A 20798-nucleotide genomic window follows, 5' to 3' on the forward strand; every position below is an offset into this window, starting at 1 on the left:
CACGCCACAAAACAAGCGTTCGCAAACCGGCATGGAATATGCAAAAGCCCGGTCACGCAAGATCCCGGCAATGTACCGGGGCACAAGCGAATCTCGTTACCTGCATTCAGAAGGCGCGCACGATGCAAACGGTAGCGTGGTCATTCCCGGGTCGGAGGCATCATCATTCTGGAGGAGACATGAACTTACGCACCCTGGTTCTTGGACTGGCGGTGGTCGCAACGGCAGGCCTCAATTCGTACGTGGCGCAGGCTGATTCGCAACTCGACACCGCAATCAAGAATCCTTCGAACTGGGCGGCGCAAGCGGGCGATTATTCTAATCACCGCTATAGCACGCTCAAGCAAATCAACGAGAACAACGTCGGCAAGCTACAGGTTGCCTGGACCATGTCCACCGGTGTGCTGCGAGGCCATGAAGGCTCGCCGCTCGTCATCGGCGACACGATGTATATCCATTCGCCGTTTCCCAACAAGGTTATCGCCATCAGTCTGAAGGACCAGACGTTCATCTGGCAATACCAGCCGAAGCAAGACAATCAGGTCATCTCGGTGATGTGCTGCGATACGGTCAACCGTGGTCTCGCATATGGCGACGGCAAGATCTTCCTGCAGCAAGCCGACACGAAGCTCGTCGCGCTCGACGCCAAGACCGGCGACGTCGTATGGACCGCGCAAAACGGCGATGCGAAGAAAGGCGAAACCAACACCAACGCGCCGCACGTCTTCGGCGACAAGGTGTTGACGGGCATCTCCGGCGGCGAGTTCGGTGTTCGCGGCCGGCTCATTGCCTACAACATCAAGGACGGCAAGGAAGTCTGGAAGGCCTACAGCACCGGGCCCGACAATGAGATGCTGATGGACCCGCAGCAAACGATGACCTGGACCGACGGCAAGATGGCGCCCATCGGTGCGGACTCGTCGCTCAAGAGCTGGCAGGGCGATCAGTGGAAGTATGGCGGCGGGACCACATGGGGCTGGTATGCATGGGACCCGAAGCTCAACCTTGTCTACTACGGTACAGGCAACCCCGGCACGTGGAACCCGACGCAACGACCCGGCGACAACAAATGGTCGATGTCGATCTTCGCGCGCGACCTGAATACCGGCAAGGCGAAGTGGGTCTATCAGATGACGCCTCACGACGAGTGGGACTATGACGGCGTCAACGAAATGATCCTGTCGGACCTGAACATCAACGGCAAGAAGACGCCGGCGATCGTTCACTTCGACCGTAACGGTTTCGGCTATACGCTCAATCGAGAAAGCGGCGAACTGCTCGTGGCGCAGAAGTACGACCCGGCGGTGAACTGGGCCAATAGCGTCGATCTGAAGAGCGGCCTGCCGATTCGTAACGCCAGCTACTCCACGCAGGCAGCCGGTCCCGATCACAACGTCAAGGGCATCTGCCCGGCGGCGTTGGGCTCGAAAGACCAGCAACCCGCTGCATTCGATCCGAATTCGAGCCTGTTCCTCGTGCCGACGAACCACGTCTGCATGGACTACGAGCCGTTCCAAGTCGACTACGTGTCGGGTCAGCCGTTCGTCGGCGCCACGCTCTCGATGTTCCCCGGTCCGAACGAGAACGGCGCGATGGGTAACTTCATCGCGTGGGATGCGTCGAAGGGCAAGATCGCATGGTCCAAGACGGAGAAGTTCTCGGTGTGGTCCGGCGCGCTCGCAACCGCAGGCGGCGTGGCGTTCTACGGCACGCTCGAAGGCTACATCAAGGCCGTGCGTATCAAGGACGGCAAGGAACTGTGGAAGTTCAAGACGCCGTCCGGGATCATCGGCAACGTGTTCACCTATCAGTACCAAGGCAAGCAGTTCATCGGCGTGTATTCGGGCATCGGCGGCTGGGCCGGCATCGGCATGGCAGCGGGACTCGAAAAGTCGGCGGAAGGCCTGGGCGCGGTGGGCGGCTATCGTGAGCTTGCAAAGTACACGGCACTCGGCGGCACGCTCTTCGTGTTTGCCATTCCGGGCAGCGCGGGCTGATTACGTATCAGCCGTTTCGCTAGCCTGCAACTAGTTCGATTCGAAGCGTAATGACGCGCGGCGGTCAGGGAGTCCGCCGCGCGTGAATACCCCACATACGAGATATTCAAGGAGACAAGCGAATGAAAGGCCGATCACTCTTGCTGCTGTCGATTGCGCTCGCGGCGTCCAGCGCTTCGTTTGCCCAGACGAGTCCGGGACAAATGAAGCCCGTGGCGTACAAGGTCGTCGATGGCAACAAGGTCGATGCCGATACGCTGCAAGGATGGCGTACCTGGCGCGCGCTCGCGTGCGAACGTTGTCACGGGGCGAAGCAGGAGGGTCTCGTCGGCCCGTCGCTCGTCGATGCTTTCAAGACGCTGGACAAGAACGAGTTTCATCGCACCGTGTTTGGCGGACGCGTGGATAAGGGTATGCCCGATTTCAGCGCGAGCCAGATGATGCAGAAAAACTGGGAGAATCTCTTTGCGTATCTGAAGGGACGCTCAGACGGCAAGATCAATCCGGGCGATTTACAAGCGCTCGATGCGAAGTGATTGCGTTCGTTGCTTGTCCGATGTTGCATGAAGTTGCATTTGAACCCGGAGGTATCGATGTCAGATCGTAATGGAAGCCGCGCCGCTTCGTTCCGATTCCCGGCCGTATCGAACACGGTATGCGCGGCGTTGCTCGCGTTCACGGCGCAAACGGTCTTCGCGCAGGGCGCGGGTACACCGCCGCCGAACTTGCCTAACAACGACGGCGCGGACGGCGTGCTGCGCGTGTGCGCGGATCCGAACAACATGCCTTTGTCGAATCAGAAGGGCGAAGGCTTCGAGAACAAGATCGCAAGCCAGATGGCAAGCGACTTCGGCTACAAGCTCGAATACACGTTTTATCCGCAACGCATGGGATTCGTGCGCAATACGCTGCGCGACAAGGCACCGAGCACGGATCAGTTCAAGTGCGATCTGATTATCGGTGTGCCCAAAGGTTATGAACTCACCGCGACCACGCGCCCTTATCTGCACTCGACCTACGCCATGGTGTTCCCGAACCGGCCGGAGTACGCAAGCATCAAGTCGCCGGCCGATCTCATGAATCTGCCGCCGGATCAGTTGAAGAAGATGAAGCTCGGCATCTTCGTGAAGAGTCCCGCGACTGACTGGCTGTTGCAACACAATCTGATCGAACAGGCGGTGTCGTATCAGGGGCAAAGCGGTGATCCCGATGCCTTTCCCGGCGAGATGATCGAGCATGATCTGTCGCAAGGCAATGTCGATGCCGCTTTCGTCTGGGGCCCGATTGCAGGCTATTTCGTGAAGCTCTCGGATAACAAGGCGCGCCTCGTGCCGTTCGCACCGCAACCCGGCATTCGCTTCGATTATGAAATTTCGATGGGCGTGCGTTACGGCGAAAAAGCATGGCGCGACAAGGTGGATAACTGGATTGCGTCGAACCAGCCGAAGATCGATCAGATACTGACGAGCTATCAGGTTCCGTTGCTGCCGCTGCAGCCGCTGCAGCCGGCCTCCACGCAATGAGGTTCGACATTCGAGGTATTGCCCTCGCCTGCGCGCTTGGCGGCTTCATCTCTCTGATGCCGCCGGCCTCGTTCGCGACGGATACACCGCCTGCTTCCGCGCCTGCCACCGAGATTGCGCCAGCCGAACGCTTGCTGTTCATGGAGCCGCATCTGGATGGCGTGGATCAGCAAACCGAGCTCGACTATGCGGTGGATTTTTCCGGGCCGCCGGCGAAGGTCAAGGACACGGTCCGCGTGCTCGTGGTGAGCAAGGGCAACACGAAGAACGATGCGCGCGTGTCCGATCGCACCGGCAATGTGGACGTGCCAGGGGGGCTGCCGTGCAATCCGGTGATCATCTATTTTCTGGAGCATGACATCACGGAGATGCAGGAGTTGACGGGCGGGCAGCGTCGCTACTTTCAGCAGCGCGTGAGACTGGCGCTTGCGGCAAACCCGGCAATTACGCCTGTTTCCGGCGAGGCGCTCGGGCTGGCCAGGAACGTGAAAGCGAAGCAGATCGTCATTCAGCCCTTCCTCAACGATCCCAATGCAGAACGTCTGCAGCAATACACGAACAAGCGCTACACCTTCGTCGTTGCGGATGATGTTCCCGGACATGTCGTCTTGATTCGCACCGAAGTGCCGGGCGCGGGGAACGACTTCGCGCATCCGCTGCAGAAGGAAACGGTCGCTTATTCGGGCGCGCTCAAGAACATGGCCACGCCGGGAGGAAAGGTCGGCAACGCGCCACGGGCCAGTCGTTGAGGTGGATTGCACGAGCGCCGAGGCAAGCCGCTAAATCGTTCAGGAACGCCTCACGGATACGCCGCTGTGAACTTTATCCGCTCTCTCACCTTGCGCCAGTTGCAGATCTTCGTGATAGCGACGCGCTGTCCGAGCTTCGCACGTGCGGCGGAGGAACTGCATCTGACGCAGCCCGCGGTATCCATGCAGATCAGGCAACTGGAAGAGGCGGTCGGCTTGCCGCTCTTCGAACGCGTGGCGCGGCGTCTTTCGCTGACGGAAGCGGGCGAACGCCTCTCGCATCATGCAAGCAGAATTCTCGGTGAGATCAAGGACGCCGAAGACGCGATGATGTCGCTTACGCAAGCCGACAGTGGATCGATTGCGGTGAGTATCGTGAGTTCCGCGACTTACTTCGCGCCCAAGTTGCTCGCGCTGTATTCGCAGCAGTTTCCCAAGGTCGATGTGCGTTTTTCGGTCGGTAATCGCGAGACCTTGTTGAGGCTCCTGCAGGACAACGCGACCGACCTTGCCATCATGGGCCGCCCGCCGCCCGAACTTGGCACGACTGCAGAGCCGCTCGCTTACCATCCGCATGTGATCATCGCGCCGCTTTCGCATCCGCTGAAAACTGCGCGACGCTTCGATCTGCAGGAGCTTGCCAACGATACTTTCCTCTTGCGCGAACCTGGTTCCGGCACACGTGCCGTCGCCGAGCACGTGTTTAGGCAAAACCTCTTCACGCCATCGCGCAGCGTCACGCTCGGCAGCAACGAGACCATTAAGCAGGCCGTGATGGCGGGCATGGGAGTGAGCCTCATTTCGTTGCATACCTTGGGGCTCGAATTGCGCACGGGTGAGATCGCCGTGCTCGACGTGAATGGCACGCCCGTCGAACGTACATGGCAACTCGTGCATTCGCGCTCGAAGCAACTCTCGCCGACGTGCCTTGCGTTTCGGCGCTTTCTTCTCGAACACGCCGAGCCTTTCCTCGAGCGCGAGTACGAACAGTTCGGCCTGCGCCGAACAAAACGTCTCGCCGATGCGGACAAGGTCCGATGAGCGCTGCTTTACGCTTCGCCGCGTTCCTGGTGCTGTGCGCGGCATCGGCACATGCGTTTGCAGAGGCCTCGTTTACGGTGAAGGAACTCGCGCCGGGGAACTACGTGCATCGCGGACACGACGAGCTTGCCACGCCTGCGAACGGCGGCGATATTGCGAACGTCGGCTTCATCGTCGGCGAGCGCTGTGTCGCTGTGGTCGATACCGGCGGCACGCTCGCGGAAGGGCGCGCATTGCGCGCGGCGGTGCGCAGGGTGACGCCCTTGCCCGTCTGCTACGTGATCAATACGCACATGCACCCGGATCATATCTTCGGGAATGCGGCTTTCAAGGACGACCATCCGCAATACGTGGGCAGCGCCAAGCTTGCGCAGGCGGAGGCATTGCGCGCGGAGAACTACCTGCGTGCGCTGAAACGCGAACTGGGCGATGAAGCGAGCGGCAGCGAAATCATTGCACCGACGATGACGATAGACGGCACGTCCACGCTCGATCTCGGCGGGCGCACGCTCACGCTGCAAACTTGGAAAACAGCGCACACCAACAACGACATGACGGTATACGATGAGAAGAGCGGCACGCTGTGGCTAGGCGACCTGCTTTTCGTGCATTGCATTCCCGTGGTGGATGGCAGCGTGACCGGTTGGCTTGACAATATCGCCCGCATTAAGCAGATGAATCCGCGGCATGTCGTACCCGGTCATGGCGACCTGGACGCGCCGTATCCGCGGTCGCTCGACGACGAGCAACAGTACCTCGCGAATCTGGCGCGCGATGTGCGTGCGGCCATCAAGCGCGGCGAAACGATTCAGCAGGCCGTGGATACCATCGGTCTCGGCGAGCGCGACAAGTGGCGGCTCTACGATGCCTATCACGCGCGCAACGTCACCGCTGTCTATGCTGAACTGGAGTGGGAGCAGTAGCGGCGCACGCCGCGTTGCAGCAAAGGAGGACACCATGAAGACGATCAGGCTTGGCGCACGCGCAGGCTTAGGGTTTGTCGCGGCGCTCACCATGTTTGCGCCTTACGCTTCGCATGCGGCGCAACCCGACGACGATCCAGACAAGGTGGCGCGCTGGCTCGACTTCAAGGAAGGCGCGTTCAAGGGGCGGCCGATCGACACGAAAGGCGATGCCGTCATCAAGTTCGATGCACCCAAACGCGCCGCCGATGCCGCCGTCGTACCCATTGCGATCAGCGCGCAGTTTCCGCAGACGAGCACGCATTACATCAAGAAGATTTATCTCTTCATCGACGAAAATCCCGAGCCCTACGCCGGTTCTTTCGAGTTCACGCCAGACTCCGGACTTGCCAGCATCGAGACACGGGTGCGGGTAGAGGATTACACGTTCATGCGTGCCATCGCCGAAACGAACGACGGACATCTGTATAGCGCGGTGCGTTTCATCAAGGCATCGGGTGGTTGCTCCGCGCCTGCGGGCAAGGACGAAGACGCGGCCGAACGCGCGGCGGGTCAGGTACGTTTGCAGGCGGAAGGCGCCCCTATTGCGGGCAAGCCCGAACTCGCGCAATTGATGGTGCGCCACCCTAATCGCACCGGCATGGCGATGGATCAGGTCACGCGCAACTATGCGACCGCGTACTTCGTGCGCAAGGTTGCGGTGACTTATGGCGGCAAGCCCGTGATGACCGCCAATGTGAATTTCTCGATCAGCGAGAACCCCAACTTCCGCTTCTATTTTCTGCCGACGGAAAACGGTGAATTGAAGGTCGCTATTGAAGACACGAAGAACAAGCGGTTCGACGGCGAGGTTGCGATCACGACGCAATCGGGCACGCAAACCTCGGCCATGAAATGATGGGGCGCGGCTTGCGTGCGCTCATCGGTGCGTTGTTCCTCGCATTTTGCGCCGTCGTTCATGCGGCGATGAGCGGCATGCCCGCGCCCGTCGCAGTGGCGCCGGGCGTGTATGCGTTTATCGGTGACGGCGATGCTGTCGCGCCCGCGAATCACGGCATGGTCGCGAACAACGGCTTTATCGTGGGACCGCGCGGCGTGACGGTAATCGATACGGGAGCTTCGTACCGCTACGGACGCGCGATGATCGAAGCCATTCGCAAAGTCACGCCGCTACCCGTCACGCTCGTGATCATCACGCATCAAGGACCGGAGTTCGTTTTTGGCGCGGCGGCGTTCCGGGATCAGGGTGTGCCGATTCTCGCGCATTACCGCACGGCTCAGTTGATCCGGGAACGTTGCCCAATCTGTCTCGCGAACCTGCGCAAAACCCTCGGTGAAGACGAGATGGCAGGCTCGCGCGTCACGGTTCCCGACCGAACGGTGGAAGGCACCACGGAAGTCGTGAATGGCGATCGCAAGCTGCAATTGCTGCACTTCGGACCGGCAAGCACGCCAGGCGATCTGGCCGTGCTCGATACGCAAAGCGGCGTGTTGTTCGCGGGTAGTCTGATCTCGAACGGGCGCATCCCCGAACTGCGCAACGAGGATATTCATGGCTGGCTCGCGGCGCTGGAGAATCTGCGCGGACTCGAATCGAAGACGATCGTTCCGGCGTTCGGACCGCCGTTGAGCAACGACGACATCATGCAGACAGGCCTTTATCTGCGCGAACTCGACAGCGCGGTCAGACGCGCATATCGGAGCGGCATGGGACTGACCGAGGCCATGCATACCGTCGACTTGCCCGCCTTTCACGGCTACAAGCTCTATGGCATAGCGCAGCCGCAGAACGTGCAACGTATCTATCTACAGTTGGAGAAGCAGTAACGCATTGTTGTTCAAGACAAACACTCAGGAGACAAGACGATGGCCCAGCTCGTTGCGCTTTACAAGAATCCGTCCGATACGAAGGCATTCGACGACTACTACGCCTCCACGCACGCGCCGCTGGCGAAGACGTTGCCGGGGCTAAAGAGTTACCAGATCAGCACGGGGCCGGTTGCTACCGCGCAAGGCGAGTCGCCGTATTACCTCGTCGCGCTGCTCGAATTCGAATCGCTCGAAGCGATCGAGTCCGCGCTCGGGTCGCCTGAAGGCCAGAAGACCGCCGGCGACTTGGCGAACTTCGCGCAGGCGGGCGTCGAGCTGCTGATGTTCGACACGAAAGACGCCTGACAGCACGGTTGTTTTTCCGCATACGAAAAAGCCGACGCTTCGCCGGCTTTTTTTGTTGGACGACGGTTCAAGCAGGTTTTGTATCCATCGATATATAATTCGTTCTGTGGCGTCCGATATAAAACGTGACGCAACCATGGAATGGAGCCTGCATCATGGCGCGACCGCGCAATTTCGACGAAGACGATGTGCTGAACACCATAGCCGAAGCATTCTGGACGCACGGCTATGAGGGCACGTCCACACGTGACCTCGTGCAACTGACGGGTCTCACGCAACCGAGCCTTTACAACGCGTTCGGCGACAAGCGCGCGCTCTTTTTGCGCGCGCTCGATCACTATCTCGAACATACGTTGCGCGAGCGTATCGAGCGTCTCGAAGCCACTTGCACGCCTGCGCACGCCGTTGCGGGCTTCTTTCGCGAGATCGTCGAGCGCTCGGTATCGGATGAACACCGGCGCGGCTGCATGCTGGTCAATGCCGCGCTCGCGGCGCCGCTCGAGGACGAGGCGTTTCACGAACTCATCGCGAAGGAAGTCGAGTTGTTACGCGGCTTCTTCGAGCGCTGTCTTTCCGCCGCGTTCAAAAGCGGCGAGATCGAACGCATGATATCCGCAACAGATGCCGCCACGAGTCTGCTCGCCGTGCTTCTCGGCGTGCGCGTGCTGGCGCGTATCGATCCTCAGCCGAAGCTGCTCGTGGCGGCTGTCGCTCCCACGCTCATGCTGCTGAAACTTCCGCCAATGCGTGCGAAGTTCGCCACGCGGTAAAACACACGTCACGCCATTCGCTCCGGGAGTCAACATCATGCAGGATCAAGCGTCGGCCTTACGCGCCGGTCAATCGGATTCACTCGACATGCGTTCCATCTACGCCATGCTCGCGGGCTTCTGCGCGAGTCTCGTCGCGATAGGTCTCGCGCGCTTCGCTTATACGCCGCTCATTCCACCGCTTATCGAAGCGCATTGGTTCACGTCGTCGCAAGCCGTGACGTTGGGTGCAGCCAATTTCGCGGGCTATCTCGCGGGCGCGTTGTTCGGCAGGGCCATGGCATCGACGCTCGGCAACCGGCTCGCGTTGCGCCTCTTGATGGCCATTGCCACGGCCGCGTTTTTCGCATGCGCGTTTCCGTTGTCGATTGCCTGGTTCTTCGGCTGGCGCTTTCTTTCGGGACTTTCGGGCGGCGCGATCATGGTGCTCGTCGCAACCACGATCCTTCCGCATATCGCGCCCGCACGGCGCGGCTTTGCAAGCGGCATGATCTTCTTCGGGCTGGGCTTCGGCATCGCGGCATCGGGCACGCTCATTCCGCGGCTGCTGCATTACGGCTTGCAGGCGACGTGGATCGGACTCGGCGTGTTCTCGCTTGTGTTGACGGCTGTCGCTTGGTTCGGCTGGCCATCGACGAATCCTCCCGTGCCTGCCGTGACCAAGGAGGCGCATGGCGCGCGTCATGACGGCACGCGTCTGCGCCTGCTTTACGCGCAATACGCGGCGAACGCACTGGGTCTCGTGCCCGCGATGATTCTGCTCGTCGACTACATCGCGCGAGGGATCGGACGCGGCGCCGGCGTCGGTGCGAGCTATTGGGTGCTGTATGGCGTGGCGGCTATCTTCGGGCCGCTCATCTGCGGAAATTTGGGCGACCGGATCGGCTTTGGCCGCGCGTACCGCTACGCGTTGATCGTGCAGGCGGCTGCAGCCGCGCTGCTCGCGATGTCGGGCCATGCCTATGTGATCGGCCTTGCGACCGTGATTCTCGGGCTCTTCACGCCCGGTATCGTGCCGCTTGCACTGGGCCGCGTGCATGAATTGCTGCCGCACGATCACGCGGAGCAGCGCGCCTCATGGAGTCGCGCGACTTCGGCGTTCGCGCTCTTTCAGGCGGTCGGCGGCTATGGCTACTCATTTCTTTTCTCGCATACGCATAACAACTACGCGCTGATCTTCGCATGCGGCGCGCTGGCGTTGACTGCCGCATTCGTCGCCGATCTGTTCGTGAATCGTGACTAACGCGATGGGCCCGTGTCGTCCGATTCCATGTCGGGGTCGGAAATGCGCAAGTCCTGGCGTCTGTGATTGATGACGATGAATACGCTCATCAGAATCAGAAAGCTCGCGACTAGCATGGCCGAGTTGAAGAACACGCGCTCGTAACCGAGTTCCGCCACGTTGATGAACCAGTAGGGATAGAAGTCGGATGCACTGCCGCGCCATAACGTAATGAAGAGATAGCAGAGCGGATAGACGAGCCATAAGGCGCAGCGCCGCAATGACAGATGAAAGCGCGGCACGAAGAGCACCCAGTAAAGCGCGGCGAGCGCGGGCACGACCGTATGCAGCGATTCATTGACGAGCGCACGATACCCCGATGGCGTCCATAGCCATCGCAACAACGCGTTATAGGCAATGCCCACGAACACGATATACACGACCACCGCCGTTACCACCGTCGGTTGACGAAAGAAGCGCGCAATGGGCGCGTTCGCGCGTATGGCCACGCAGGTGAAGCATAACGCCGTCAAGAACACCGTGAGGTTGGTGAGATAACTGGTGGTACGCGCAATGCCGTCGATCACGGTAAAGCCGCGTCCGACCATGCGCGCGATGGTGATATCCGTCTGCGCCGCGAGCGCGAGCCACGCAATCATGGCGATGGCCGCCGCCACGCCGAGCGATGCGGTGCTGGGCGTGTGCAGCGGCAGGTCGTGTTCGGGTGCGCGCGACGGCGTGCTCGAGGATTGTGAAGACGAGTCGGTCATGCACCCATTTTATCGACGCGCGTCGGCCCTTGCAGCGTTGCAAAAAGCACGGCCGCCTGCCATGTTCGTTGAAAACGGCAGGCGGCTCGTTCGTCGCTCGATTTCAATGATCCGCTAGCTTCCCGGAAATCGAACGCACCGCGAATGCGCCGATCACCATGAACACTGCAACCGCATAAAGTCCGATGCTGTTGTTATGCGTCGTGACATTGAGCCACCCGACCATATACGGCGAAACGAAACCCGCGAGATTGCCTACGCAATTGATTCCCGCGATGCCCGCCGCCGCCGAGGTTCCCGCAAGAAACGCAGCCGGAATGCCCCAGAACAGCGACAGCGCGGACAAGATTCCAGCGGCCGCCACACTCAACGCAATGACCGCAAGCACGGGTTGCTGTCCCACGTATCCGCTTGCCGCAAAGCCTATTGCACCGATCACGAGCGCAATGGAGAAGTGCATGCGCCGGGAGCGGAACTTGTCGGCGCTGATGCCCGTGAGAATGATCGCGGGAATCGCGACGATATACGGAATCGCTGAGAGCCAGCCGATCACTTCGACGTTCTTGAGCCCCGTGTCCTTGATGATCGACGGCAGCCAGAAGCTGATGCCATAGAGGCCGATGATCTGGCAGAAGTACACGCCGGCAAGCTTCCAGATGTTGCGGTCGGAAAGGAACGCGCGGGCGTCGTGGTGCGCGGTCTTGTCGCCTTCCTCGCGCTCGACTGCTTGCGTCACGAGACGCTTCTCGTCGTCGGTGAGCCAGCGTGCCTTGCTTGGCTTGTCGACCATCATGAAGAGCACGGCGAAACCCACGATAAACGCTGGAATTGCTTCGATGAGGAACAGCCATTGCCACGCCGACATCACGGCCGAATGCTTGAACGCGGTCAGTATCCAGCCCGACAACGGACCCCCCACGATGCCGGCAAGCGGAATGGCGATGTAGTACACACCATAGGCGAAGCCGCGTTTTCTCGCCGGGAACCAGTACGTCAGATACAGCATGATGCCCGGTGAGAAACCCGCTTCCGCGATGCCGAGAAAGAAGCGCACGAGATAGAACTGAAACGGCGTCTTGACCACGAGCGTGAGCGCCGAAACGATCGCCCACGTGATCATGATGCGCGCAATCCAGCGCCGCGCGCCCACGCGATGCAGGATGAGATTGCTGGGCACCTCGAAGATGAAGTAGCCGATAAAGAAGATACCGGCACCGAGGCCATACACCGCATCCGAAAAGCCGAGATCGGAAAGCATCTGCAGCTTCGCGAAGCCCACGTTGACGCGGTCCAGATAGTTGCAGAGATAGCAGAGCACGATGAACGGCATGATGCGCCACGTGATCTTGCGGTAGACGTCCGCACTGCCTGCTTGCGTAACGCCGAGAGTTTCGCTGATTTGGCTCATGTCTCCTCCGTCGCCCTTTGCCGGGCGTTTAGAGATGGCGAACGCCCGGACCATGAGATGGACCGGGCGTGCCGCGGATCAAAATGTCTTCATCGATGAACTAGCTCGCGAGCTTTTGCGCCGGTAGTTCAAGCTTCATCTCGGCGCGAAAGAATTCTTCCATCTCGCGTCGTACCCGCACGGCTTCCTTGCTTGCGTCGAATGCCACATCGCTCCAGCGCACGGGTTGTCCCGCAGGCACGGCGCGTTGCAGCACCATGTTGTGCGCAAGGCCGATAGGCAACGCACCTAGCAGCAACGAGTCCGCAGCGGGCATCAGTTTGCCGTACACGGTGTGGCCGCCTTCGCCGTCGAGCCGCTCGCCCGCGCGCAGATCGCGCTTCGCGGTGGCGGCGACATCGCCATGAAAGCCAGTTGTCGCGCCGGTTGCTTCGCCACGCACGGCGATGCTCGCGATCGACTGGCCCAGTTCCAGGCCGATCAGGTGATACGGCTTGTACATGGCGGCGAAGCGACCCGTGCTGTCGGTCTTGAGACCGTACTGCGAGAAGCAGTCGCGCACGTAGTCCGTGGGGGCTTCGATGACGACGTAGACGCCCCAGCGCAGATCGCGGAACACGGGGCGCCCATCGCGTTCCAGCGACGACACTACTTCCACGCTACCGCGATGCGGCAGGATCCCGCCTTCCGATGCGGGACGCAGCACGCTTGGCAGATCGTCCACGCCGCATGCGGGGAACGCGAGGCCGTCGGCGGGCGGACGCAGATCGCATCCGTTGGAAACAGCGGCCATCTCGAGCGCGGACTTGGTGCCGTCGAGAAACGAGTTGAACATCTGCGCGTTGAAGTCGCCGGAGCCGACCTGTTCCTCGGTGAAGCCGTAATGGCCCCACACGGTATCGGGCGTCGACTGATGGTAGATCGGCAGATACTTCGTGCCCTTGCCCGCGCAGATCACATCGAAGCCGATGGTGCGTGCCCAGTCCACGAGTTCCGCGATGAGCGCGGGTTGATCGCCCGAAGCCATCGAATAGATGATGCCCGCCTCTCGTGCGCGGCGTGCGAGCAGCGGGCCTGCGAGCACATCGGCTTCCACGTTCACCATGACGATGTGCTTGCGATGCTTGCAGCACAGCAGCGCGTGATGAATGCCCGCGGCAGGGCTGCCCGTTGCATCGATCACGATATCGACATGATCGCTTGCGATCATGGCATCGGCGTCGTCGGTGATATAGGTCGAGCCGTTGCCGATGGCTTCGTTCCACGATGCCGCCGAATAACGCGCCTCTTCCCAGCCCACACGTTTGAGCGCGGCACGCGCGCGCTCGGGCGAGAGATCGGCCACGCCGGTGAGATGAATGCCGGGCGTGCGCGGCGCTTGCGAGAGATACATCGAACCGAATTTGCCCGCACCGATCAGGCCGACCTTGACCGGCTTGCCTTCCTGCGCGCGCGCCTTGAGTTTCGCAATGAGCGACATGCTGTTTGTCTCCATTCAGGCTTTCGTGTCGTGACGATCGAGCCGCATCGTCTGCTCCGCATTCGCAGAGTTGAAGAAAAGATAGCAGCGTGTTTCTTGCAATAGAATGGGCAAATCGGCAATCGCTCTGTGCAGAAATCCTCATGCGTGGTTTCGACTGGGACGACATTCAGGCATTTCTCGCCATTTCGCGCGCGGGCAGGCTCACCGTGGCCGCGCAGCAAATGGGCGTGGATCATTCGACCCTGAGCCGGCGTGTGGCCGCGCTTGAAACCGCACTCGGTGTGCGACTGTTCGACCGCAGTTCCCTAGGGTTTGTGCTGACCCCCGAAGGCGAACGCGTACTAAGCGATGCGGAAGGCATGGAGAGCCTTGCATTGCACATGCGGCATCGGCTCGAAGATGCGTCCATTGGTCTGACGGGAAGCGTACGCATCGGCACGCCGGAAGGCTTCGGTACTTACTTTCTCGCGCCGCGTATTTCCAAGCTCTCTGCCATGCATCCGCAACTCGAGATCGAATTGATCGCGAATCCGCGCATGTTCAGTCTTTCGAAGCGCGAAGCCGATCTCGCTGTCAGCATGACGCGGCCGGCGCAAGGGCGCGTCTATGCGCACAAGCTCACGGACTATGCGTTGGGCGTCTATGCCGCGCGCGAATATCTCGCGACACATGCGGCAATCGTCACGCGTCGCGATCTGCTCACGCATCCGTGGGTCGGCTATGTCGAGGATCAGATGTGGTCCGCTGAACTGAACTATCTGCCGCAGGTATCGAGCACGCTCACGCCGACCATTCGCATCTCCAACGTGATCAGTCAGACGGCCGCCGTCGCGGGCGGCGTGGGTCTCGGCGTGCTGCCGTGTTTCATGGCGCGCAGGGAACCGAACCTGGTGCGGCTTTTTGCGGATCAAATTGCGCTGAGTCGTTCTTACTGGCTCGTGACGCTTGCCGAAACGCGCGATGTCGCACGCGTCAAACTGCTTGCGGATTTCATTCGCACCGAGTGCCAAGGCACGTGGTTTCTCGAAGAATAAACTCCCGGCCGCACGCGCCAGGTGATGTATTCATCTAGACGTCTCATCAGCGTCACTTTCTCGTCATGTTGCCTTTCTAGAATTTGCCCAACGTTACAGCGGCAGACGAGGAAAGCCATGGACGCAATTCGTATCGAGCGTCTCACCAAGACGTTTCGCAATGGCCGCAAGGCGCTTGATGCCGTCGATCTGCGCGTGGAAGAGGGCGAAATGGTCGCGCTCATCGGTGCGTCGGGCTCGGGCAAATCGACGCTCTTGCGCCATATCGCGGGCTTTATCGCATCGGATGCGGCGCCCTCGCATGTGACGCTGCTCGGCAGGCCGATTCAGCAGAACGGCAAGATCGTGCGTGAAGTGCGCGCCATTCGTCGCGATGTCGCCTTCGTGTTTCAACAGTTCAATCTGGTGGGACGTCTTTCGGTAATCACCAACGTGCTCATCGGCGCGCTTACGCGTGTGTCGCTATGGCGGCGTCTCTCAGGGCGTTTTCCGCGCGACGAACGCGCGCTGGCGATGGACTCGCTTACCGCGATGGGTATTGGCGAACATGCGCTCGAACGCGCGAGCAACCTGTCGGGCGGACAGCAGCAACGTGCGGCGCTCGCGCGTGCACTCGTGCAGCGTGCGCGCATCGTGCTCGCGGATGAACCAATTGCCTCGCTAGATCCCGAATCTGCGCGGCGCGTGATGGAGCTCATGCAGTCGCTAAATCGCGATCACAAACTCACGGTGATCGTGTCGCTGCATCAGATCGACATAGCGATGAAGTACTGCACGCGCACGGTTGCCTTGCGCGATGGCCGCGTGGTCTACGACGGCGCATCCGCGAAGCTCACGCCCATGCTGTTGCGCGAACTGTACGTCGCGGCCGCCGCCGAATTGCTGGCCGATCACGACGAGCGTGAACATCCCCCCGCGACTTTTGCCTCTGTCGCCACATCCTGAATCGCAATCAAACTACGGACCGCATCTCCATGAAATCAGCCCGTACCTTCCTGGCCGGCGCCGCACTCGCGTCATGCTTCATGAGCTCAGTGGCCTTTGCCGATACGCTCAGCTTCGGCATCATCTCGACGGATTCTTCGTCGGCGCTCAAGCAACGCTGGCAACCGCTCATCGACGATCTGAACAAACAGACCGGTCTCGATGTGAAGGCGTATTTCGCCACGGACTATGCGGGCATTATCGAAGCAATGCGCTTCAACAAGGTGCAGATCGGCTTCTTCGGCAATGCGTCCGCCATCGAAGCGGTGGACCGCTCCAACGGCGAAGTCTTTGCGAAGGTCAAGTACAAGAGCGGCGAGGCGGGCTACTATTCCGTGCTTATCACGAACGCCAACAGCAAGTGGAAGAGCGTCGATCAGGTGCTGAAGAACAGCCACGATATCAATTTGGGCTTCGGCGATCCGAACTCCACTTCTGGCACGCTGGTGCCTTCGTATTATCTCTTCGCGAAGAACGGGCTTTCGGCGAAGACATCGTTCAAGAGCGTGTTGCCTTCGAGCCATGAAGCCAACATGCTCGCGGTCGTCAACGACAAGATCGATGTCGCGACCAACAACACCGACATGCTCGACACCATCAAGACGCAGCATCCCGAGCTATATCCGAAGGTGCGTGTGCTGTGGAAGTCGCCGCTCATCGCGTCAGACCCGCTCGTGTGGCGTCGCGATCTGCCGCAGACAACGAAGGACAAGCTGCTGAACTTCTTCGTTCACTACGGCGAAAAGGACCCGCGCGAACAGTCCGTGATGACGGCTATCTCCGGCTATTCGGGCTTCGCGGCATCGTCCAATGCGCAGCTCGTGCCCATTCGTCAGATGGCGCTCTTTCACAAGAAGGAACAGGTGCAGAACAACGCTCATCTGGATGACGCCGACAAGAAAGCGCAAATCGCATCGCTCGATCAGCAGTTGTCCGCGCTCGATGGCTCGGCGGCGAAGTGATGAAGCCGCTCGATATCTCGACCTTTGCCGCGGGCGTGAGCAGGCCCGAGGAAGCGCCTATGCAAGCGCCGCGCGGCAAGCGTAGCTGGGTGTCGATGCTCGGCTGGATCGTGCTTATCGCCGTACTCGGCGCGTCGTGGCAAAGCGCGGACATGCGTCCGCTCGATCTGCTCGGCGCATCCGGCAACATGAGTCAGTTCGCGCGCGACTTCTTTCCGCCCGACTTCACGGAATGGCGCACGTACGCGCACGAGATGATCGTGACGCTCGCCGTCGCGGTCTGGGGCACGGCGCTCGCGCTCATTTGCGCGGTGCCGTGCGGCTTGCTGTCGGCGCAGAACATCGCGCCGGTGTGGATCGCGCAACCAGTGCGGCGGCTCATGGACGCGTGCCGCGCGATCAACGAGATGGTCTTCGCCATGCTGTTCATCGTCGCGGTCGGGCTGGGGCCGTTTGCAGGCGTGCTCGCGCTGTGGGTGCATACCACGGGCGTGCTGGCGAAGCTCTTCGCGGAAGCGGTCGAAGCGGTGGATGCGCGTCCCGCCGAGGGCGTGCGCGCCACGGGAGCGAGCAGTCTCGACGAGATCGTGTATGGCGTGTTGCCTCAAGTGCTGCCGCTGTGGATTTCGTTCGCGCTGTATCGATTCGAGTCGAACGTGCGCTCGGCGATGGTCGTCGGCATGGTTGGCGCGGGTGGCATCGGCGTAGTGCTTTACGAGGCCATCCGCTCGTTCAACTACGCGCAGACCGCAGCGGTCATGTTGATCGTCGTGGTGATCGTATCGCTGATCGACCTGGCGTCGGGATGGGTGCGCGAGCGCGTGATCTAGAAGGCGTTATCGAAGCGACTTGAGCGCCTGCTTCATGCGGCGCTTTTGTTGCTTCTTCAAAGTACGCAAGGCTGGCTTCGCGGCGGCGGCATTGGGCAAGGCGTCGCTCTTGTCGAGGAGATCGCGGCTTGCAACGACATCGTTCAATGCGCCCAGATGCTTTTGCAGACGCTTCAGCTGTTTTAATCCACCGCGTTCCTTCTCGGCAAGCAGGGGCATGAAGAACTCGATCAGATAGCGCACTTTCTTACCCGCTTTGCGCACTTCGTGCAGCGCGGCATATTCCGGGCGCTTCACTTGCCGCGCGCGCTTGATGCGTTTCTTCAATTGTCTTCGCGCGTTTCGAACTCTGTCAGAAGCGAATTGCTCGATAGCCACGCGCTTTTTTGCAGTGTTGAGTTCGCGGTTGGCTTCCGCCACGGCTTCGCGCAAGACGCCCTTGATATCCGCGTTATTGAGTGTCGCTTTGCTGGTCCTCAATGCTGCATCGCGATGGCCGCGCAATGCCTGCGCGAGATCCGTGTCTTCATGCTCGCTCATCAATTCGATCAGGATGTCCCAATCGCGCGTGCTGCCGGCTGCCTGCGCGAGATAACGCAAGAGGGCGCGCTGCTTGTCGTCGAAGGCATCGTCGAGGATTGGGCGATACGCCCAAAAGAGACTGCGCAGACGCCGTAGCGCTATCCTGAGCTTGTGCAGTGTTTCGGCATCATCGCTCTGTTCCAGTTCATGCGCGTGCTGCAGCGCTTCTTCAACGAGCGGTGAAGCATAAGTGCGAAACTGCGATTCGGCGGTGACGCCTGACAACGTGTCGTTCGATCGTCCGGATTTCATAGGTAATCTTTTATCGAAGGAATGTCGTGGGCGTTCGCAAGAAACGTTCCGGCGATTATGAGCCGGTCTCGTCTATGGCGCGGAGAAATTGCGTGCCCGCGTCGGCCAGAAGCCCGGAGTTGTCGATGTTCACCACGCGCGCATGCCTGGGCAGTTCGAGGGAAGGACGGCGCGCAAGACGCGCTTCGATCTGCCGCGCGTCTTCACGTCCGCGCCTTGCTAGCCGCGCGGCCAGTACCGCGGGCGCGGCATCGATATAAACGAAGCATGCATGCGGATAGCGGGCGAGGGCGGCATCCGCGTGTTGACGCGAACCGTTCACGACCACCGGTCTGCCGCGTTCGAGCCATGCATCCACTTCGATGCCAATGCCATAGCACAGGCCGTGACTTTCCCAATGCATCGAGAAAAGTCCATACGAAAGACGCGCCTTGAATTCTTCATGCGTCAACGCAATGTGGTTCTCGCCGTCGCCGACCGCACGCGTGATGTACCGATGCGCGAACATCACGCGTTCGCCGACGCGTTCGCGCGCAAAGCCGAGCAGCGAGTCCTTGCCCGCGCCCGACGGGCCCATGACATAGATGAGTCGTGCGCTATCGAGTGTGTCGTTCTGGCTCATGCCCCTTCCCGTACGTTGTTGAACGGCAGCCGCTGCCACAAGGTGAACGGCGCGCCCGGTGCGCTTTCCACGAAAAGCGCCGCGCCATGCACAGGCAGCGAGCCGAGCGTGTCGATCTTGCGCGTCCATGCCGATACGACCGAACCGCGCGCGTGGGTGTCATCGAGCGAATCGCAGAGGGTCATGTGGAAGCGGTATTCATCGAAGACATAGGGATAGCCCCATTCACGCACGAGTGCGATTTGCCGCTCGCTCATGCCATCGACAATGCGCCGCTCGATGTCCCCTGCCGATGGCATCGCGCGAACTGCTGCGAGCGCTTGCAGCGCGCTTGCGGCCATCGCGCGCAAGCGTTCGTCGTCGCTTTCCTCCGATGCGCGCAACGCCAAGAAGCGGCCCATTTCCGCTACGCGCACCGGCATCTCGAAGCGCGTGACCGACGACGCCCAGGCACGCGCGGCCGCAAGCACATCGGCAGGTTGCACGCCGCTCGCGCAATGGAACGGCGGCACGATGGTCGCATGCCAACCATAGCGGCGCGGCGCGCGTGTGATGTCGTGCGCTGCCGTTTCCATCGAGAGGCCGCTTTCCGCGTCGCGCCCGAGCCATTCGCAACCAGCACGCCACCATGCGGATGCGGCGGGCGGCGCGTAATACAGTGCGATGCGCGCTTCGTCACTCCATGCAGCGCTCATAGATCGTGCTCGACCATCAACTGCACGCGGTCTGCCGCGAAGTGAGTCACGCCGTACTTGACGGGCACGCCGCGTTCATCGACGTCCACATTCTCGACCCACAGCACCGGCTGCTGCCGGTTGATCTGCAAGCGCCGGGCGACATCCGACGAAGGCAACACGCTGCCGATACGGCTCCACTTGCGCATATAGTCCTTGACGCCGAACTCCGCGAGCGCCGCAGTGATGCCGCCTGTCGCTTCGATCACCGTGGGAAGCTCGGGAAAACGCGCGGCGGGATACCAGTTGCGTGCGTAGGTCAGCGGCACGGCGTCGGAGTCATGACGCGTTTCGAGCTGATAGACGAGCGTGCCCGCACGCAGAGCGAGCGCCTTCGCGACGGTAGGGTCGGCCTTCACGCGTTCGGAAGCGAGCACGACGCCCGTGGACGTCTGCTTCTGACGGCGAATGTTTTCCGTGAAGCGCGTGCGCCTGCCGATTTGATAGTCGATCGCTCCAGGCTGCACGAACGTGCCGCGTCCCTGTTCGACGCTCACGAGACCCGTTGCGGCGAGACGCAGCATGGCGCGGCGCACGGTATGACGATTCACGTCGAAGCGCCGCGCCAGTTCCGCTTCGCTCGGCAGGCGGCCTTCCTCGCCGAAGCTCTTCGAGGCGATCTCCGCCGAGAGTATTTGCTCGATCTGCCGCCAGACCGCGACCCCCGCGCCGCGTTCGACGGCGTGTCCCGGCGCCGCGTTTTCGTTCGATGTCATGTAGGTGTCATTCCCGTCGGT

At 60.9% G+C, this 20798-nt stretch carries 22 protein-coding genes; 15 read left to right on the top strand and 7 right to left on the bottom strand.

Annotated elements, in window-relative coordinates; all coding sequences use genetic code 11:
- Nucleotides 1-179 precede the first annotated feature (179 nt).
- The 11 genes from QCE79_RS24805 (at nucleotide 180) to QCE79_RS24855 (ending at nucleotide 10421) form a co-directional block, all read left to right on the top strand.
- A complete protein-coding gene (locus QCE79_RS24805) occupies nucleotides 180-1997 on the top strand; it encodes a methanol/ethanol family PQQ-dependent dehydrogenase (protein WP_244828800.1) in 1818 nt (605 codons plus the stop codon).
- A 122-nt stretch (nucleotides 1998-2119) separates the two neighbouring features.
- Complete coding sequence (locus QCE79_RS24810; protein ID WP_244828799.1) at nucleotides 2120-2533, top strand: c-type cytochrome; 414 nt, start codon at nucleotides 2120-2122, stop codon at nucleotides 2531-2533.
- Between the two features lie 57 nt (nucleotides 2534-2590).
- The gene (locus QCE79_RS24815; protein ID WP_250467531.1) at nucleotides 2591-3520 is read left to right on the top strand and encodes a substrate-binding domain-containing protein; all 930 of its coding nucleotides are present in this window, start codon (nucleotides 2591-2593) and stop codon (nucleotides 3518-3520) included.
- Nucleotides 3517-4269 carry a hypothetical protein gene (locus QCE79_RS24820; protein WP_404989413.1) on the top strand — a complete coding sequence of 251 codons (753 nt, stop codon included), beginning with the start codon at nucleotides 3517-3519 and terminating at the stop codon, nucleotides 4267-4269. Before QCE79_RS24815 ends, QCE79_RS24820 begins: the two co-directional genes overlap by 4 nt.
- A 66-nt stretch (nucleotides 4270-4335) precedes the next feature.
- Nucleotides 4336-5310: a LysR family transcriptional regulator gene (locus tag QCE79_RS24825; protein ID WP_244828797.1), complete on the top strand. Its 975-nt coding sequence runs from the start codon at nucleotides 4336-4338 to the stop codon at nucleotides 5308-5310.
- Complete coding sequence (locus tag QCE79_RS24830) at nucleotides 5307-6233, top strand: quinoprotein relay system zinc metallohydrolase 2 (protein WP_309848382.1); 927 nt, start codon at nucleotides 5307-5309, stop codon at nucleotides 6231-6233. Before QCE79_RS24825 ends, QCE79_RS24830 begins: the two co-directional genes overlap by 4 nt.
- 34 nt (nucleotides 6234-6267) lie before the next feature.
- Complete coding sequence (locus QCE79_RS24835; protein ID WP_250467528.1) at nucleotides 6268-7131, top strand: quinoprotein dehydrogenase-associated SoxYZ-like carrier; 864 nt, start codon at nucleotides 6268-6270, stop codon at nucleotides 7129-7131.
- Nucleotides 7132-7142: 11 nt separating this feature from the next.
- Entirely contained in the window at nucleotides 7143-8060 is a 918-nt protein-coding gene (locus QCE79_RS24840) for an MBL fold metallo-hydrolase (RefSeq protein WP_309848384.1), read from the top strand.
- 39 nt (nucleotides 8061-8099) lie between these two features.
- Entirely contained in the window at nucleotides 8100-8408 is a 309-nt protein-coding gene (locus QCE79_RS24845) for an EthD family reductase (RefSeq protein ID WP_244828793.1), read from the top strand.
- A gap of 155 nt (nucleotides 8409-8563) precedes the next feature.
- Nucleotides 8564-9178, top strand: a complete 615-nt coding sequence (locus tag QCE79_RS24850) for a TetR/AcrR family transcriptional regulator (RefSeq protein WP_309848386.1) — start codon at nucleotides 8564-8566, stop codon at nucleotides 9176-9178.
- Nucleotides 9179-9215: 37 nt separating this feature from the next.
- Nucleotides 9216-10421, top strand: a complete 1206-nt coding sequence (locus QCE79_RS24855) for a YbfB/YjiJ family MFS transporter (protein ID WP_309848388.1) — start codon at nucleotides 9216-9218, stop codon at nucleotides 10419-10421.
- Here QCE79_RS24855 and QCE79_RS24860 read toward each other — a convergent pair.
- From QCE79_RS24860 to QCE79_RS24870, 3 genes are all read right to left on the bottom strand, one after another.
- Nucleotides 10418-11170 (bottom strand): Pr6Pr family membrane protein, encoded by a 753-nt coding sequence (locus tag QCE79_RS24860; RefSeq protein ID WP_250467525.1) that lies wholly within the window; start codon nucleotides 11168-11170, stop codon nucleotides 10418-10420. The two genes, QCE79_RS24855 and QCE79_RS24860, sit on opposite strands and share 4 nt — an antisense overlap.
- Nucleotides 11171-11273: 103 nt before the next feature.
- The gene (locus QCE79_RS24865) at nucleotides 11274-12578 is read right to left on the bottom strand and encodes an MFS transporter (protein WP_244828789.1); all 1305 of its coding nucleotides are present in this window, start codon (nucleotides 12576-12578) and stop codon (nucleotides 11274-11276) included.
- A gap of 100 nt (nucleotides 12579-12678) precedes the next feature.
- Nucleotides 12679-14058: an SAF domain-containing protein gene (locus tag QCE79_RS24870; RefSeq protein ID WP_309848390.1), complete on the bottom strand. Its 1380-nt coding sequence runs from the start codon at nucleotides 14056-14058 to the stop codon at nucleotides 12679-12681.
- Between the two features lie 143 nt (nucleotides 14059-14201).
- Between QCE79_RS24870 and QCE79_RS24875 the strand changes: the two genes are divergently transcribed.
- The 4 genes from QCE79_RS24875 to phnE all read left to right on the top strand — a co-directional run bounded on the left by QCE79_RS24875 (nucleotide 14202) and on the right by phnE (nucleotide 17871).
- Nucleotides 14202-15095, top strand: coding sequence for a LysR family transcriptional regulator (locus tag QCE79_RS24875; protein ID WP_250467523.1), 894 nt, complete (start codon nucleotides 14202-14204; stop codon nucleotides 15093-15095).
- A gap of 117 nt (nucleotides 15096-15212) precedes the next feature.
- Nucleotides 15213-16040, top strand: coding sequence for a phosphonate ABC transporter ATP-binding protein (gene phnC / locus QCE79_RS24880; protein WP_309848391.1), 828 nt, complete (start codon nucleotides 15213-15215; stop codon nucleotides 16038-16040).
- 29 nt (nucleotides 16041-16069) lie between these two features.
- Nucleotides 16070-17041: a phosphonate ABC transporter substrate-binding protein gene (phnD, locus tag QCE79_RS24885; protein WP_309848392.1), complete on the top strand. Its 972-nt coding sequence runs from the start codon at nucleotides 16070-16072 to the stop codon at nucleotides 17039-17041.
- A 59-nt stretch (nucleotides 17042-17100) separates the two neighbouring features.
- Nucleotides 17101-17871: a phosphonate ABC transporter, permease protein PhnE gene (phnE, locus tag QCE79_RS24890; protein ID WP_250467704.1), complete on the top strand. Its 771-nt coding sequence runs from the start codon at nucleotides 17101-17103 to the stop codon at nucleotides 17869-17871.
- 6 nt (nucleotides 17872-17877) lie between these two features.
- On the opposite strand, the gene QCE79_RS24895 is transcribed toward phnE, so the two are convergent.
- The 4 genes from QCE79_RS24895 to phnF are packed head-to-tail and all read right to left on the bottom strand — an operon-like array spanning nucleotide 17878 to nucleotide 20777.
- Complete coding sequence (locus QCE79_RS24895) at nucleotides 17878-18705, bottom strand: CHAD domain-containing protein (RefSeq protein ID WP_309848393.1); 828 nt, start codon at nucleotides 18703-18705, stop codon at nucleotides 17878-17880.
- Between the two features lie 55 nt (nucleotides 18706-18760).
- Nucleotides 18761-19327, bottom strand: coding sequence for a phosphonate metabolism protein/1,5-bisphosphokinase (PRPP-forming) PhnN (phnN, locus tag QCE79_RS24900; protein WP_309848395.1), 567 nt, complete (start codon nucleotides 19325-19327; stop codon nucleotides 18761-18763).
- On the bottom strand, nucleotides 19324-20022 hold the full coding sequence (locus QCE79_RS24905; protein WP_309848397.1) for a DUF1045 domain-containing protein: 699 nt from the start codon (nucleotides 20020-20022) through the stop codon (nucleotides 19324-19326). Before QCE79_RS24905 ends, phnN begins: the two co-directional genes overlap by 4 nt.
- On the bottom strand, nucleotides 20019-20777 hold the full coding sequence (gene phnF / locus QCE79_RS24910; RefSeq protein ID WP_309848398.1) for a phosphonate metabolism transcriptional regulator PhnF: 759 nt from the start codon (nucleotides 20775-20777) through the stop codon (nucleotides 20019-20021). Before phnF ends, QCE79_RS24905 begins: the two co-directional genes overlap by 4 nt.
- Nucleotides 20778-20798 lie beyond the last annotated feature (21 nt).

It is taken from the genome of Caballeronia sp. LZ003, assembly GCF_031451465.1.
Classification (GTDB): Bacteria; Pseudomonadota; Gammaproteobacteria; order Burkholderiales; family Burkholderiaceae; genus Caballeronia.

Coding starts and splice junctions, on each gene's coding strand:
- QCE79_RS24805 (WP_244828800.1), top strand. CDS start 180: ATGAACTTACGCACCCTGGTTCTTGGACTGGCGGTGGTCGCAACGGCA.
- QCE79_RS24810 (WP_244828799.1), top strand. CDS start 2,120: ATGAAAGGCCGATCACTCTTGCTGCTGTCGATTGCGCTCGCGGCGTCC.
- QCE79_RS24815 (WP_250467531.1), top strand. CDS start 2,591: ATGTCAGATCGTAATGGAAGCCGCGCCGCTTCGTTCCGATTCCCGGCC.
- QCE79_RS24820 (WP_404989413.1), top strand. CDS start 3,517: ATGAGGTTCGACATTCGAGGTATTGCCCTCGCCTGCGCGCTTGGCGGC.
- QCE79_RS24830 (WP_309848382.1), top strand. CDS start 5,307: ATGAGCGCTGCTTTACGCTTCGCCGCGTTCCTGGTGCTGTGCGCGGCA.
- QCE79_RS24835 (WP_250467528.1), top strand. CDS start 6,268: ATGAAGACGATCAGGCTTGGCGCACGCGCAGGCTTAGGGTTTGTCGCG.
- QCE79_RS24845 (WP_244828793.1), top strand. CDS start 8,100: ATGGCCCAGCTCGTTGCGCTTTACAAGAATCCGTCCGATACGAAGGCA.
- QCE79_RS24850 (WP_309848386.1), top strand. CDS start 8,564: ATGGCGCGACCGCGCAATTTCGACGAAGACGATGTGCTGAACACCATA.
- QCE79_RS24855 (WP_309848388.1), top strand. CDS start 9,216: ATGCAGGATCAAGCGTCGGCCTTACGCGCCGGTCAATCGGATTCACTC.
- QCE79_RS24860 (WP_250467525.1), bottom strand. CDS start 11,170: ATGACCGACTCGTCTTCACAATCCTCGAGCACGCCGTCGCGCGCACCC.
- QCE79_RS24865 (WP_244828789.1), bottom strand. CDS start 12,578: ATGAGCCAAATCAGCGAAACTCTCGGCGTTACGCAAGCAGGCAGTGCG.
- QCE79_RS24870 (WP_309848390.1), bottom strand. CDS start 14,058: ATGTCGCTCATTGCGAAACTCAAGGCGCGCGCGCAGGAAGGCAAGCCG.
- QCE79_RS24875 (WP_250467523.1), top strand. CDS start 14,202: ATGCGTGGTTTCGACTGGGACGACATTCAGGCATTTCTCGCCATTTCG.
- phnC (WP_309848391.1), top strand. CDS start 15,213: ATGGACGCAATTCGTATCGAGCGTCTCACCAAGACGTTTCGCAATGGC.
- phnD (WP_309848392.1), top strand. CDS start 16,070: ATGAAATCAGCCCGTACCTTCCTGGCCGGCGCCGCACTCGCGTCATGC.
- phnE (WP_250467704.1), top strand. CDS start 17,101: ATGCAAGCGCCGCGCGGCAAGCGTAGCTGGGTGTCGATGCTCGGCTGG.
- QCE79_RS24895 (WP_309848393.1), bottom strand. CDS start 18,705: ATGAAATCCGGACGATCGAACGACACGTTGTCAGGCGTCACCGCCGAA.
- phnN (WP_309848395.1), bottom strand. CDS start 19,327: ATGAGCCAGAACGACACACTCGATAGCGCACGACTCATCTATGTCATG.
- QCE79_RS24905 (WP_309848397.1), bottom strand. CDS start 20,022: ATGAGCGCTGCATGGAGTGACGAAGCGCGCATCGCACTGTATTACGCG.
- phnF (WP_309848398.1), bottom strand. CDS start 20,777: ATGACATCGAACGAAAACGCGGCGCCGGGACACGCCGTCGAACGCGGC.